11 protein-coding genes and 1 pseudogene are annotated in these 13,635 nt (G+C 63.7%); 8 read left to right on the top strand and 4 right to left on the bottom strand.

Translation table 11 applies throughout. From position 1 onward, the window contains the following. The first annotated feature begins 167 nt into the window (after nucleotides 1–167). Nucleotides 168–1,343 (top strand): extracellular catalytic domain type 1 short-chain-length polyhydroxyalkanoate depolymerase, encoded by a 1,176-nt coding sequence (locus ACVISU_RS22545; protein ID WP_456708363.1) that lies wholly within the window; start codon nucleotides 168–170, stop codon nucleotides 1,341–1,343. On the opposite strand, the gene ACVISU_RS22550 is transcribed toward ACVISU_RS22545, so the two are convergent. Then, nucleotides 1,344–2,012: an MBL fold metallo-hydrolase gene (locus tag ACVISU_RS22550; protein WP_050402182.1), complete on the bottom strand. Its 669-nt coding sequence runs from the start codon at nucleotides 2,010–2,012 to the stop codon at nucleotides 1,344–1,346. It lies immediately after the preceding gene. A gap of 174 nt (nucleotides 2,013–2,186) precedes the next feature. Here ACVISU_RS22550 and ACVISU_RS22555 point away from each other — a divergent pair, with 174 nt between their 5' ends. Together ACVISU_RS22555 and ACVISU_RS22560 are read left to right on the top strand one after the other, a co-directional pair. Further along, the gene (locus tag ACVISU_RS22555; RefSeq protein ID WP_050402181.1) at nucleotides 2,187–2,999 is read left to right on the top strand and encodes an RMD1 family protein; all 813 of its coding nucleotides are present in this window, start codon (nucleotides 2,187–2,189) and stop codon (nucleotides 2,997–2,999) included. Nucleotides 3,000–3,190: 191 nt separating this feature from the next. Beyond that, nucleotides 3,191–4,798, top strand: coding sequence for an alpha-amylase family glycosyl hydrolase (locus ACVISU_RS22560; protein ID WP_456708364.1), 1,608 nt, complete (start codon nucleotides 3,191–3,193; stop codon nucleotides 4,796–4,798). Here ACVISU_RS22560 and ACVISU_RS22565 read toward each other — a convergent pair. Continuing rightward, complete coding sequence (locus ACVISU_RS22565) at nucleotides 4,795–6,483, bottom strand: alpha-amylase family protein (RefSeq protein ID WP_456708365.1); 1,689 nt, start codon at nucleotides 6,481–6,483, stop codon at nucleotides 4,795–4,797. The genes ACVISU_RS22560 and ACVISU_RS22565 overlap by 4 nt on opposite strands. 255 nt (nucleotides 6,484–6,738) lie before the next feature. Here ACVISU_RS22565 and ACVISU_RS22570 point away from each other — a divergent pair. Continuing rightward, a pseudogene (locus ACVISU_RS22570) lies at nucleotides 6,739–7,222 on the top strand (MmcB family DNA repair protein). 114 nt (nucleotides 7,223–7,336) lie between these two features. On the opposite strand, the gene ACVISU_RS22575 reads toward ACVISU_RS22570, so the two are convergent. Further along, on the bottom strand, nucleotides 7,337–7,891 hold the full coding sequence (locus tag ACVISU_RS22575) for an ActR/PrrA/RegA family redox response regulator transcription factor (protein WP_050402177.1): 555 nt from the start codon (nucleotides 7,889–7,891) through the stop codon (nucleotides 7,337–7,339). Nucleotides 7,892–8,013: 122 nt separating this feature from the next. Beyond that, the gene (locus ACVISU_RS22580; RefSeq protein ID WP_456708366.1) at nucleotides 8,014–9,345 is read right to left on the bottom strand and encodes an ActS/PrrB/RegB family redox-sensitive histidine kinase; all 1,332 of its coding nucleotides are present in this window, start codon (nucleotides 9,343–9,345) and stop codon (nucleotides 8,014–8,016) included. 106 nt (nucleotides 9,346–9,451) lie between these two features. Here ACVISU_RS22580 and ACVISU_RS22585 point away from each other — a divergent pair, with 106 nt between their 5' ends. From ACVISU_RS22585 to ACVISU_RS22600, 4 genes are all read left to right on the top strand, one after another. Then, complete coding sequence (locus ACVISU_RS22585; RefSeq protein WP_050402175.1) at nucleotides 9,452–10,258, top strand: ABC transporter ATP-binding protein; 807 nt, start codon at nucleotides 9,452–9,454, stop codon at nucleotides 10,256–10,258. Beyond that, complete coding sequence (locus ACVISU_RS22590) at nucleotides 10,255–11,079, top strand: ABC transporter permease (RefSeq protein ID WP_050402174.1); 825 nt, start codon at nucleotides 10,255–10,257, stop codon at nucleotides 11,077–11,079. The genes ACVISU_RS22585 and ACVISU_RS22590 overlap by 4 nt, the downstream gene beginning before the upstream one ends. A 128-nt stretch (nucleotides 11,080–11,207) precedes the next feature. Continuing rightward, a complete protein-coding gene (locus tag ACVISU_RS22595; RefSeq protein ID WP_050402173.1) occupies nucleotides 11,208–12,536 on the top strand; it encodes a polyhydroxyalkanoate depolymerase in 1,329 nt (442 codons plus the stop codon). A 198-nt stretch (nucleotides 12,537–12,734) separates the two neighbouring features. Next, nucleotides 12,735–13,574 (top strand): M48 family metallopeptidase, encoded by an 840-nt coding sequence (locus tag ACVISU_RS22600; RefSeq protein ID WP_050402172.1) that lies wholly within the window; start codon nucleotides 12,735–12,737, stop codon nucleotides 13,572–13,574. Nucleotides 13,575–13,635: the final 61 nt, after the last annotated feature.

The following is a 13,635-nucleotide window of genomic DNA, read 5'->3' on the forward strand; positions in this document are numbered from 1 at the left end:
GAACAAGGTGCTAAGGCAACTATCTCGGCCAGCCCGTGGCGCGATCACACGTTAACGCCGATTCTCACATTTCCGCAGGGAAAGACAGCGCACGGTCTTTTCATTTTGCAGTGCAGCAATTATCTGATCGGGTGACACAGAAGAATGAATCACCTCAGGAGTTGCTGTTGTCCCTGGTCAACAACGTCGAATTCTTGCGTCATCTGCCAAAGATGAACGCGTTCAACGGCCTCAGTGCGCTTGCGCCGGCCGTGCCGACGCCGCTCGTCGAGACGACCGAATTCGGCGTCAATCCCGGCGATCTGAAGATGTTCTCGTCCGTGCCCGCGCAACTGGCGCGGTCGCCTGCGCTCGTCGTGGTGCTGCATGGCTGCGGCCAGACGGCTGCGTCCTATGATCTCGGCGCCGGCTGGTCGACATTGGCGAAGCATTACGGCTTTGCGCTGCTGATGCCCGAGCAGCAGGCGATCAATAACGGCAACACTTGTTTCAACTGGTTCAATCCGCAGGACATCGCGCGCGGGCAGGGCGAAGCCTGTTCGATCCGGCAGATGATCGCGCAGATGGTCGGCGCGCATCAGATCGATCCGCGCCGCATCTATGTGACTGGACTGTCCGCCGGTGGCGCGATGGCCTCGGTCATGCTCGCGACCTATCCGGATGTGTTCGCGGCCGGCGCCATCATCGCCGGCCTGCCGTTCGGCGTCGCCACTGATCTGCGCGAGGCGCTCAATGCCATGATGCATGCGAGCGCACTGTCCGCGCCCGAGCTCGGTGGTCTGGTCCGCAACGCGTCTACGCATGACGGCGCATGGCCGAAGATCTCGGTGTGGCACGGCAGCGCCGACCGCACCGTGCATCCAGGCAATGCCGATGCGATCGTACGGCAGTGGCTCGACGTTCACGGCTTGCCGCTGACCGCAATGTCGAAGGCGGATGTCGACGGCCATCCCCGCGAGGTCTGGTGGAACGCCGACGGCGAAACGCTGGTCGAATCGTTCTCCATCACCGACATGGCGCATGGCACGCCGCTCGGGCTGGCCGACAATGACGAGCGCTATGGCGTGGAGGGGGCGTTCCTGATCGAGGCCGGGATTTCCTCGTCGTATCACATCGCGAGCTTCTTCGGCCTGACCGACAAGGTCCGTCAGCCACATATCGCGCCGACCGGAGTCCCGCGCGAGCGCGCCGATACGATCTCGATGACGATCCCGGTGCCTGCCGAAGCGCCCGAGGTCGCATCCGGCCGCAAGAGCGACCGGCCGCGCAAGCGACGGAGCAAGGGTGTCGACGTTGGCGGCGTCATCACGCGGGCGCTGACCGCCGCAGGCCTGATGAAGTAACTACATCTCGCCGGTGAGGAACGGGTTCGTCATCCGCTCCTGGCCGATGCTTGATCCGGCGCCGTGGCCGCAGATGAAGCCGACGTCGTCGCCGAGCGGCAGCAGCTTCTCCTTGATCGACTTGATCAGTTCCGGATGGCTGCCGCCGGGCAGGTCGGTGCGCCCGACCGAGCCGGCGAACAGCACGTCGCCGACATGGGCGAAGCGCAGCTCCTTGTTGAAGAACACCACGCTGCCCGGTGAGTGGCCGGGGCAGTGCAGGATATCGAAGGTGAGGTCGCCGATCGAGACCTGATCGCCCTCGTCGAGCCAGCGATCCGGTCCAAAATTGCGCACCCCGGTCATGCCGAAGCGCTCGCCGCTCGAGACCACGTTATCGAGCAGGTATTTGTCCGCGATATGCGGGCCCTCGATCTTGACCTGTAGCGCATCGCGCAGTTCGGCGGCGCCGCCGACATGGTCGATATGGCCGTGGGTCAGCCAGATCTTCTCGACTGTCACGCCGGTCTGCTTGATCGCGGCCTGGATCTTCGCGACGTCCCCGCCGGGGTCGATCACCACGGCCTTCTTGGTCGGCTCGTCCCAGATGATGGTGCAGTTCTGCTCGAACAGCGTCACCGGCACGATGATCGCGCCGGCCTTTGGTTTGGTGTCGGTTGTCTCGTTCATGGGGGCACCATAGGCTACCGGGAAATGCCGTCAACACACACGCCAAATGCGCTTGCCCCGGCGTGTGATCCCAAAACGGACCGTGATAAGGTCACCTCCAGCCGAACAGGTTCGTGAGCAGGCTGGCATGCAGTTGCTCTCGATCCCGATTAAGTCCTCGCAGTCCGGAACTTCATGACCCAGGCCCCTAATTCACCGCTCGGCGGACCCCGGACCACCGCCCGCGCCTTCTTCGTCGCGGACCGCATCAACACGTCCGGCCTCGAACGCGGCGACGTGCTGGCCACGACGCCGTTGGCGTTTCGCGTCAATGACAACGGTGTGGCGATCCTGTTCCGCTATGGCGTCGTGGTCCTGATCGGCCTCAATGCGCTGGAGGAAGATGAATTCCTGCGCAGCCTGCAGTCGCGCATGACCGGTCTGTTCACGCGGCGCGAGGAGGAGATCGCAATCATCGAGCTCGCCGCCGAGAAGGAAGACCAGATTCCGCCGGGCGGTCCGATCTATCTGCAAAGCCTGTCGCCGGAGCGGCTGATCCTGGTCGGCGAAGCGCTGGCCAAGAGCGTAGTGCTGGCGCGGCATGAGCGTGAGGTCCGGGCGGTGTTCGACACCACCGAGCCGTTGGCGCGCGAGCTCGCCAAGGGCGGCCAGGTCCGTGGCGGCCGCGTTGCGATCCTCAAGCACATCGGCAACGCGCTGTTGGTGCGGCATCGTGTGGCCGGCCCGGTCGAGGTGTCGGAGAAGCCCGACATCCTCTGGGACAAGCCGCACCTCGAACGCCTCTATGCCCGGCTCGAGGACGAGTACGAGTTGAAAGAGCGTGCGGAATCGCTGAACCGCAAGCTCGCAGTCGTCGCCGAGACCGCGCAGGTGCTGACCGACATCATCGACACCAGCCGCTCGCTGCGGCTCGAGCTGATCATTGTCTTCCTGATCCTGTTCGAGGTGCTGATCACCATTTATCAGCTGGCGGTGGCCCGGCATTAGGCTTGCTCGTAGCCTGGATCGAGCGAAGCGAAATCCGGGAATCTCGCCAGTTGTGCCAGTGGTCCCCGGATTGCGCTTCGCTCCATCCGGGCTACCGCGCTACGCCGCCATCTTTCCGTCCTGAATTATGCGTCATCCCTGAACTTGCGGACAACCCCGGGGACACGGGGGCGACGAGCGAGGGGGAATGGATGGACCAGGACGACAGGGACTGGTGGCGGCGCGGCATCTTCTATCAGGTCTATCCGCGCTCGTTCGGGGATAGCGACGGCGATGGCGTCGGCGATATCAGGGGGATCATCGCGCGGCTGCCTTATCTGAGGCGACTTGGCGTCGACGCGGTCTGGCTGTCGCCGATCTTCACCTCGCCGATGGCCGATTTCGGTTACGACATCTCCGACTACACCGGCATCGATCCGCTGTTCGGGACGATGGAGGATTTCGACGCGCTGGTCGCGGCCGCGCACGATTCCGGCCTCAAGCTGATCCTAGATCTGGTGCCGAACCATACATCGGATCAGCATCCTTGGTTCATCGAGGCGAAGAGCTTGCGCGATAACCCGAAGCGCGACTGGTACATCTGGCGCGATCCGGCGCCGGATGGCGGTCCACCCAACAACTGGCTGTCGGAGTTCGGCGGCAGCGCCTGGACGTATGACGAGGCCTCCGGCCAATACTACTATCACGCCTTCCTCGCGCAGCAGCCCGATCTCAACTGGCGCAATCGCGAGGTCAGGGACGCGATCTACGATGTGATGCGATTCTGGCTACGCAAGGGCGTCGACGGTTTTCGCGTCGACGTGATCTGGCACCTGATCAAGGATGCCGAATTCCGCGACAATCCGCCGAACCCGCATTATCGCGAGGGCCGGCCGCCGCACGAGAAGGTGCTGACGCAATATTCGACCGATCAGCTCGAAGTGCACGCCGTGATCACCGAGATGCGCCGCGTCACCGAGGAGTTCGACAACCGCGTGCTGATCGGCGAAATCTACCTGCCGCTGCACCGGCTGGTCGCCTATTACGGCAATGATCTGCGCGGCGCGCAGATGCCGTTCAATTTCGCGCTGCTGTCGACCTTGTGGAGTGCGCGCGCGGTCGAGCAGATCATCGCCGACTATGAGAAGGCGCTGCCGCCGGGGGCGTGGCCGAACTGGGTGCTCGGCAATCACGACCGGCCGCGGGTGGCGAGCCGGGTCGGACCTGCGCAGGCGCCGGTCGCGGCGATGCTGCTGCTGACGCTGCGCGGCACCCCGACGCTGTATTACGGCGACGAGGTCGGCATGCGTCAGGTTGCGATCGCGCCGCACGAGGTGCGCGATCCCTTCGAGAAGAACGTGCCTGGCATTGGCGTCGGCCGCGACGGCTGCCGCACCCCGATGCAATGGAGCGCCGAGCGCTATGCCGGTTTCTCGACCGCGCGGCCGTGGCTGCCGCTGGCGCAGGATTTCGCCCGCGACAATGTCGCGAGCCTCGAGGCGGACCGGGCGTCGATCCTCAATTTCTACAAGGCGCTGATCGCGCTGCGGCGAAAGCTGCCGCAGCTCGTCCATGGCAGCTACGAGCCGGCAGCGGCGCACGGCGATGTCCTGCTCTACCGGCGGCGCAGCGCCGAGGGCGTCGTCGTAATTGCGCTGAATTTCGGCGCGGCGCCCGCGTCGGTCTCCTCCAGCGCCATCGGATTCAGCAACGAGGTGCTGCTCTCGACCTCCATGGACCGGCAGGGCGAGAAGATCGAAGGCGTGCTCGACCTGCGCGGCAATGAGGGCGTGATCCTCGGTCCGCACCAGGATGATTAGCGGGATGTGCGGGGCGTCTTGGTATCGATATCGCTGCGCTTGAGCAGGTAGTCGAGCCCGCCGACCCGGTACCAGCGATAGCCGTAGGCCTCGATCAGAAGCTTGTGACGGCCATCGCCGCCGCGGCTGTGATCCTCGGTCAGCAGGTTGACCAGGAGATTGCCGGCGTCGTCGGGTAGCCCAACGTCGAAAGAAATCTCGAGCGGCTTCTCCGCGAAATTGTGCACGAACAGCACCGAGTTGTTGCGCCAGTCGTAACGAATGACCAGAACGGCAGGATTTCGGGTGCTGATAACCTTGAAGTCCCCCCAGCCGATCTCGGGGACTTCCTTGCGCATGCGAATGATGCGTTCGGTCCAGTTCAGCATCGAATTCGGGTCGCGTCGCTGCTTGGCGGCGTTGACGTGTTCATAGCCATACGGACCTTGGTCGATCACGGGCACACATGGCCGATCGCTCTCGGTAAAGCCGCCATGCGGCTCGGTCGACCATTGCATCGGCGTGCGCGCGCAAGTGCGCTCGGGCAGATCGAGATTGTCACCCATGCCGAGTTCATCGCCGTAGCGGATCACGGGCGTGCCGGGCAGCGTGCACATCAGACTGTAGGCGAGCTCCAGGCGCCGCCGGTCGCCGCCCAGCATGGGCGCGAGGCGTCGACGAATGCCGCGGCCATAGAGCTGCATGCTCTTCTCGGGACCGAACGCCTTGAACACTGTCTCGCGCTGCGCCTTGGTGAGGCGGCCGAGGTCGAGCTCGTCGTGGTTGCGCAGGAACAGGCCCCATTGCGCCGTTGGAGGCCGTGGCTTGGTCGCCGTCAATGCCTTCGCCAGCGGCTTCGTATCGGCCGATGCCAGCGCGTAGAACAGATGCTGATTGACGTGAAAATTGAACATCATCTGCATGCGGTCGCCGTCGCGCCCGAAATACTCCATGTCGGTCTCGGGCAGTACATTGGCCTCGGCGAGGATGATCGCGTTGCCCTGGCGCCATTGCAGGAATTCGCGGAACGATCGCAGCATGTCGTATTGCTCGACCGGCTTGCGGACCGATGCGCCCTTGGTCGCGATCACGAAGGGCACGGCGTCCATGCGGAAGCCGGAGACGCCGAGCTGAATCCAGAACCCCATGATCTTGAGGATCTCGGCCTGCACGTGCGGATTCGATGTGTTGAGGTCCGGCTGGAAATCGTAGAAGCGATGGAAATACCAGGCGCCTGCCTGCTTGTCGCGCGTCCAGGTCGATTTCTGAACGCCGGGAAACACCATGCCCGTGTTGGCGTTGGCCGGCTTCTTGTCCGACCAGACGTACCAGTTGCGAAAGGGCGAGTCCTTTGAGCTCCGTGCGGATTTGAACCAGGCGTGCTCATCCGAGGTGTGATTGACGACGAGGTCGATGATCACGCGGATGCCGCGTTGCTGGCAGCCATGAGTGAACTCGACGAAATCGCCCAGCGTGCCGTAGCGCGGATCGACGCCGTAATAGTCCGAGATGTCGTAGCCGCCGTCCCTGTTGGGCGAAGTCTGAAATGGCATCAGCCAGATCGTGGTGATGCCCAGCCCATCCAGATAATCCAGACGCCGCAGCAGGCCGCTGAAATCGCCAATGCCATCGCCATTGGCATCCATATAGGTGCCTACAGACAGGCAGTAGATCACGCCATTCTTGTACCAGAGGTCGTCGATCACGAGGCTATCCTCTCCGGTCCGCCGTGGCGGTTCGGAGATAAGCGGCGAGGCGGCAACGGGTTCCTGCCCGAAGTGTCGTCCTGCAAGGTGCAGGCCGACACCATGAGCCGACACCATGAGCCGTGCAGCGTATCCTCGACCACGCGGTCGAACGATGATGCCTTCGGCGCGCTCCTGCGGTGGTCGGCGACGTATTTGTCGCGCCGGCTCCACTTTTCCGGATCATGCTCGCGCGGAATCGGCTAATCTCGTTGAATGGAGTCACCCGCCCGCCAGATCGCGCTCGTGCCCGCGCTCGACCGACGCCAGTCGGAGACCGCGCTTGCGATCGCGCGCGGCACCGCGCGGCTTTTGAGATCGCTGGGATTCTCCTGTATCAGCGAATTGCCTCTGCCGTCCGGGCCGCCGCGCCGATCTGGTCGCGCTCAACGAACGCGGCGAGATCTGGATCGTCGAGATCAAGTCATCGCTCGAGGATCTGCGCGCCGACCAGAAATGGCAAGACTACCGGATGCATTGCGACCGGCTGTTCTTCGCCTTCACGCAGGATCTGCCATGCGAGATCTTCCCCGCCGACACCGGCCTGATCATCGCCGACGCCTACGGGGCGCATCTGCATTGCGAGGCGCCGGAGCATCGCCTGCCTGCGGCCACCCGCAAGGCGATGACGGTGCGGTTTGCGATGGCGGCGGCGCAGCGGATCAATCGCCTGGTCGATCCGCAGGGGCACGAATTTTAGAAGCGCGGTTCCGTAGGATGGCTGGAGCGAAGCCGTCTCGCTCCGCTCCATCCATCCCGCAAAAGCAAATGGCCGGGCAGTAACCCGGCCATCGCAAAACAATATCAATGCCGCTTAGCGCGGCGCGCGCTTGGCGAGGATGCGCTGCAGGGTCCGGCGGTGCATGTTGAGGCGGCGCGCGGTCTCCGAGACGTTGCGGTTGCACATCTCGTAGATGCGCTGGATGTGCTCCCAGCGCACCCGGTCCGCCGACATCGGATTGGCCGGCAGCTCGGACTTCTCGGTGCCGGTCGCAAGCAACGCAGCAACGACGTCATCGGCGTCGGCAGGCTTCGAGAGATAGTCGACGGCGCCCATCTTCACCGCGGTGACGGCGGTCGCGATGTTGCCGTAGCCGGTGAGAACGATCGCGCGCGCCTCGGGACGCTTGCGCTTCAACGCCGAGACGACGTCGAGGCCGTTGCCGTCGCCGAGGCGGAGGTCGACGACCGCGAAAGCGGGCGCGGCGCGGCCGATCTCGGCGAGACCATCAGACACCGTGTCGCATGACTTCACTGCGAACCCGCGCGTCTCCATCGCGCGCGACAGGCGTTCCAGGAACGGCTTGTCGTCCTCGACAATGAGGAGCGAGCGGTCGGCATGGTCATTCAGTTCAGCGATGGCGTTCACGATCCATTTTTCCCTGTGGCAGACATCCAATATATGGGGGCCTACTGCGGCGCTGCCAAGGCAGCCGAAAGTCGCGTGCAGCTCTGGAAAGAGCGCTGCATCCGGTATGCCAGGAGGTGCGATTAAGAACCTTTCTCAGGATTCGGCTTCGTCGCCAGTGCGGCTTCCTCGAAGCGCTCGCGGGGCCAGACGATCTGCACCACGGCGCCGTGATCGGGGAACGGCCGATTGGTAAACGACACCTTGGCTCCGGTGCGCTCCAGCAGCGTTCTTGCGATGAAAACGCCCAAGCCCAGGCCGCCACGGGCGTTTTGGGCCTCATCTGCGCCCCGGCGGCGCGACAAATACGGCTCGCCGATCCGCTTCAGCATGTCAGGTGCGATGCCCGGGCCGTCGTCGGAGACGACGATCTCGATGGTTTCGGCGTTCCACCACGCGTTCACCTCGACGGTCTGGTGCGCGAAATCGACCGCATTTTCCAGAATGTTTCCGACGCCGTAAAGGATCGCGGGATTGCGCGCCGCGACCGGTTCGCGCGTTGCTGCGACAGCAAGCCGCACCTTGATGTTGATGCCGAAATCGCGATGCGGCGCCACCGCCTCCTCGATCAGGGTCGACAGCTTCATGGTGTCGAACGGCGCGCCGCTCGATGACAATTGCGCAATCTTGCTCAGGATGTCGCGGCAGCGCTGCGCCTGTTCGCGCACCGTCTTGAGGTCGCCGGCGATCGCTGGATCATGCACCGTCTTCTCGAGCTCGCGCGAGATCAGGAAGATCGTCGACAGTGGCGTGCCGAGCTCGTGCGCGGCGGCGGCGGCGAGACCGTCGAGCTGGGTCAGATGTTGCTCGCGCGTCAGCACCAGCTCGGTCGCGGCGAGCGCATCGGAGAGCTGGCGGGCCTCCTCGGTCACCTGGAATGCGTAAAGGCTGGTGACACCGATCGCGAGCAGGATCGAGAGCCAGACGCCGACCAGATAGATCGGCGGCAGCACCAGCGGATCGTCGCCATCCCAGGGCAGCGGCAGATGGTAGAAGAACAGCGCCGAGGCGCAGGCGACTGCAAGGCAGCCGAGCGCGATTGTCAGCCGGATCGGCAGCACCGTGGCCGAGATCAGCACCGGCGCCAGGAACAGGAACGAGAACGGGTTCTGCAATCCGCCGGTGAAGTATAGCAGGCCGCCAAGCTCGACGATGTTGATGGCGAGCAGGGCCGCGGCATAGGCCGGCTCCAGCCGCTGCATCGGGTTGAACGCGATCTGCAGCGCCAGATTGAGCAGCGCCGAGAACGCCACGATGATGACGCAGGGGACGATCGGAACGTCGAACTCCAGTCCCTGGGCCACGATAAAGATCGCGACGAGCTGGCCGAGCGCGGCAAGCCAGCGCAGCCGCAGGATCGTATCCAGGCGGACGTAGCGGCGAGGTTGGCGGAAATCGGAAGCGACGTCGGTCATGTCAGGGACCTTAGCTGTGCCGTGGGCGGCGCACAAATTCGCGACTTAGCGCAAGCACGCGAGGCAAGCCTTGCGCTTATTGTCGCAATGGCTCAATGACGGCCATATGCAACAGAGCGGGACGGGTCAGGGACACGCGCCCGCGGCCGATCAGGGCGGATCGGCCGCGATCGACGTTGCGCATCTGGTCAAGGTCTACAAGGCCACCCGCGCGGTCGACGACATTTCCTTCCGCATCGCGCGCGGCAGCATCACCGGCCTGCTCGGCGGCAACGGCGCCGGCAAGACCACGACGATCGCGATGATCATGGGGCTGGTGCTGCCGACCTCGGGCAGCGTCGCGGTGCTGGGCGCAAAAATTCCGGAACAGCGCTACGAGGTGCTGGGCCGGATGAATTTCGAGAGCCCCTATGTCGACATGCCGATGCGGCTCACGGTGCGGCAGAACCTGACCATCTTCGGGCGACTTTATGCCGTGAAACATCTGCGCGAGCGGATCGACCAGCTCGCCGCCGATCTCGATCTCAAGGAATTCTTGGACCGCTCCAACGGCAAGCTCTCCGCCGGGCAGAAGACCCGCGTCGCGCTGGCCAAGGCGCTGATCAACGAGCCGGATCTGTTGCTGCTCGACGAGCCGACCGCATCGCTCGACCCGGATACCGCCGACTGGGTGCGGCAGCATCTCGAGACCTACCGCAAGACCCACAACGCGACCATCCTGCTGGCCTCGCACAACATGCTGGAGGTCGAGCGCCTCTGTGACCGCGTCATCATCATGAAGCGCGGCAAGATCGAGGACGACGACAGCCCCGAGGCGATCATGGCGCGCTACAACCGCGACACGCTGGAAGAGGTGTTTCTCGACGTGGCGCGCGGTCGCCTCCGGGAGGGCGCGCCAGAGGGGACACCATGAGCGAGATCGTCAGCCATCAGCCGCGCGGCATTTCACTGCAACGCATCAATGCGATGGTGCTGCGCTATTGGTATTTGCTGATGTCGTCGTGGCCGCGGCTGCTGGAATTGGTTTACTGGCCGGCCTTGCAGATCATCACCTGGGGTTTCCTGCAGAACTACATCTCGCAGGCGTCCGGCTTCTTCGCCAGGGCGGGCGGCACGCTGATCGGCGCCGTGATCCTGTGGGATATCCTGTTTCGCGGCCAGCTCGGCTTCTCGATCTCGTTCCTGGAAGAGATGTGGGCGCGCAATCTCGGCAACCTGATGATGAGCCCGCTGAAGCCGATCGAATTCCTGCTCTCGCTGATGATCATGAGCCTGATCCGGCTCGCCATCGGCGTGATCCCGATGACGCTGCTGGCGCTGTTCTTTTTCGGCTTCAACTTCTACGCCATCGGGCTGCCGCTGATCGCGTTCTTCTGCAACCTGATCTTCACCAGCTGGTCGGTCGGCGTATTCGCCTCGGGCCTCGTGCTGCGCAACGGGTTAGGGGCGGAAAGCATCGTCTGGACGCTGATGTTCGCGGTGATGCCACTCGCCTGCATCTACTATCCGGTCGAGGTGCTGCCCACTTGGCTGCAATATGTCGCCTGGACGCTGCCGCCGACCTATGTGTTCGAAGGCATGCGGTCGCTGCTGATCGACCACGTCTTCCGCGCCGACCTGATGGCCTGGGCGCTGGCCATCAATGCCATCCTGTTCGTTGCCTCTTTTGCGGTCTTCCTTGCCCTTTTGCAGAGCGCCAAGCGCAACGGATCGCTGCTCGCGGGTGGTGAATAAATGTCACTTTCACGTGGATTCTCGGTGTTTTAGCCCGATATCGGCCCCAGATTCGGCTCGCAGCGCATTGACGCATTGTTACGCAGCGGTCATTCTGCTGCGGCGCAAAACAGGGGTCTGAAAATACTATGCCCATCGGTGAATTTGGCGGTGCCCCGCCACTAGCGGCGGAAGGCAGCCCGGCACTCACGACGCCGCTATACTGGATGTATGAGATGGCGCATGCGTCGCTCAATCCGGTACGCGCCGTGACGGACGCCACCAAGATCCTGTTTCAGAACCCGCTCAATCCGTGGACGCACACCGAGTTCGGCAAGTCGATCGCCGCCGGCTGTGAGTTGTTCGAGCGCACCACGCGCCGCTACGGCAAGCCGGATTGGAACCTGCCGACCACCGAGGTCAACGGTATCCGCACCGCGGTCGAGGTTCGCACGGTCTGGGAAAGGCCGTTCTGCCGCCTGCTGCATTTCGATCGCAAGCTGACGCGCCCGTTGCGCGCGCCGCAGCCGCGGGTGCTGATCGTGGCGCCGATGTCGGGCCACTATGCGACGCTGCTGCGCGGCACGGTCGAAGCGTTCCTGCCGACGCATGAAGTCTACATCACCGACTGGGCCGACGCGCGCATGGTGCCGCTCGCGGAAGGCCGGTTCGATCTCGATGACTATGTCGATTACGTGATCGAGATGCTGCATGCGCTCGGCGGCAACATGCATGTCATCGCGGTGTGCCAGCCCTCGGTGCCGGTGGTTGCGGCGGTCTCCGTAATGGAGGCGAATCACGACCCGTTCGTGCCGCTGTCGATGACGCTGATGGGTGGTCCGATCGACACCAGGCGCAATCCGACCGCGGTCAACGACCTGGCTGCGGAGCGCGGTATCGAATGGTTCCGCAACAATGTCATCACCAAGGTGCCGTTCCCGCATCCGGGTGTGATGCGCGACGTCTATCCGGGCTTCCTGCAGCTCAACGGCTTCATCAGCATGAACCTGGATCGGCACATGGACGCGCACAAGGCGCTGTTCGCCAATCTGGTGAAGGGTGACGGCGATCTCGTCGACAAGCACCGTGAATTCTATGACGAATATCTCGCGGTGATGGACCTCACTGCCGAGTATTACCTGCAGACCGTCGACCTCGTGTTCGTCAAGCATGCGCTGCCGAAGGGCGAGATGACCCATCGCGGCAAGCCGGTCGATCCGTCGAAGATCCGCCGCGTCGCGCTGATGACGGTCGAAGGCGAGAAGGACGACATCTCCGGTCTCGGTCAGACCGAGGCAACGCACGCGCTCTGCACCGCGATTCCGAACCATCGCCGCGTGCACTATGTGCAGAAGGGCGTCGGCCACTACGGCGTGTTCAACGGCTCGCGTTTCCGCTCCGAAATCGTGCCTCGGATCTCCGATTTCATGGTTTCGGCGGCCAATACCCGGCTTTCGCTGGTTGCCGCGGCCGAATAGGTATCACCCCGGCCGTGATTGCTGCGGTCGCGCAAGTCACTGATTTAACTAAAAGAATCTCAAATCAGCGAAGGCTTAAGTGATGAATTTATTTTCATTCCTTGGGCCTTTTTTGCGACTCTGATTCATCGCAAAAATACCGGTTCCGACCCCAGCCTGTAGAGGTCAATTAACGGCCAGCCCCTGTATATTGGGCAAATGATTTGTTTTTGCGCCGAGCGCTTTCCCTGGCGGCGGATATGGCAAAGTTCGGGCGAACTCCTGCTCCCCGGACTCTCAGAAATGGCTACTCGCGCGCTCCTCTATCGGCGGCCTGCCGAACCCGCGACCGTATTGGTCAGACACGGCTCCCAGTTCTTCACCGTCAGGCTGCGCCGGCACAGGCGCGCGCGCCGCTACACCCTCAGGATACATCCGACTGACCGCGAAGCGATCCTGACCATGCCGCCACGCGGCACGATCGTGGAGGCGAAGGAGTTCGCCAACATTCATGGCGGCTGGATCGCCGCCCGTCTCGGCCGTTTGCCGAAGGCCGCGCCGTTCCAGCCCGGCACCGTGGTGCCGCTCCGCGGCGTGCCGCACCGGCTGGTGCATCGCTCGGGCGAACGCGGCACGGTCTGGACCGAGACGCGCGACAGCGGCGAGAAGATCCTTTGCGTCGCCGGCGGCGTCGAGCACATGGACCGCCGGGTGCACGACTTCCTCAAGCGCGAGGCGCGCAAGGACCTGCAGAAGGCGGCTGCACTTCACGCAGCGGAACTCGGTGTACGGGTGCGGCGGATCTCGATCCGCGACCAGTCCAGCCGCTGGGGCTCGTGCACCTCGGCGGGTTCGCTGTCGTTCTCGTGGCGGTTGATCCTGGCGCCGCCCTTCGTGCTCGATTATCTCGCCGCGCATGAAGTAGCCCATCTCGTCGAGATGAACCACTCGGCGCGGTTCTGGCGGGTGGTCGACAGGGTCTGCGCGTCGGTCACGCGCGCCAAGAACTGGCTCGACACCCACGGCAACGACCTGCACCGCTACGGGATTCAGGAGTAGGCGGACTCTTCGCCCCGTCCTCTGCTGCCATCGCCCGCGAAAGCGCGCGATCCAGTATTCC

Source organism: Bradyrhizobium sp. USDA 4452, from assembly GCF_054063575.1.

Bases quoted from the DNA above. Each gene is read 5' to 3' on its own strand.
- ACVISU_RS22550 (WP_050402182.1), bottom strand. From the start codon at position 2,012: ATGAACGAGACAACCGACACCAAACCAAAGGCCGGCGCGATCATCGTG.
- ACVISU_RS22555 (WP_050402181.1), top strand. From the start codon at position 2,187: ATGACCCAGGCCCCTAATTCACCGCTCGGCGGACCCCGGACCACCGCC.
- ACVISU_RS22560 (WP_456708364.1), top strand. From the start codon at position 3,191: ATGGACCAGGACGACAGGGACTGGTGGCGGCGCGGCATCTTCTATCAG.
- ACVISU_RS22580 (WP_456708366.1), bottom strand. From the start codon at position 9,345: ATGACCGACGTCGCTTCCGATTTCCGCCAACCTCGCCGCTACGTCCGC.
- ACVISU_RS22585 (WP_050402175.1), top strand. From the start codon at position 9,452: ATGCAACAGAGCGGGACGGGTCAGGGACACGCGCCCGCGGCCGATCAG.
- ACVISU_RS22590 (WP_050402174.1), top strand. From the start codon at position 10,255: ATGAGCGAGATCGTCAGCCATCAGCCGCGCGGCATTTCACTGCAACGC.
- ACVISU_RS22595 (WP_050402173.1), top strand. From the start codon at position 11,208: ATGCCCATCGGTGAATTTGGCGGTGCCCCGCCACTAGCGGCGGAAGGC.
- ACVISU_RS22600 (WP_050402172.1), top strand. From the start codon at position 12,735: ATGATTTGTTTTTGCGCCGAGCGCTTTCCCTGGCGGCGGATATGGCAA.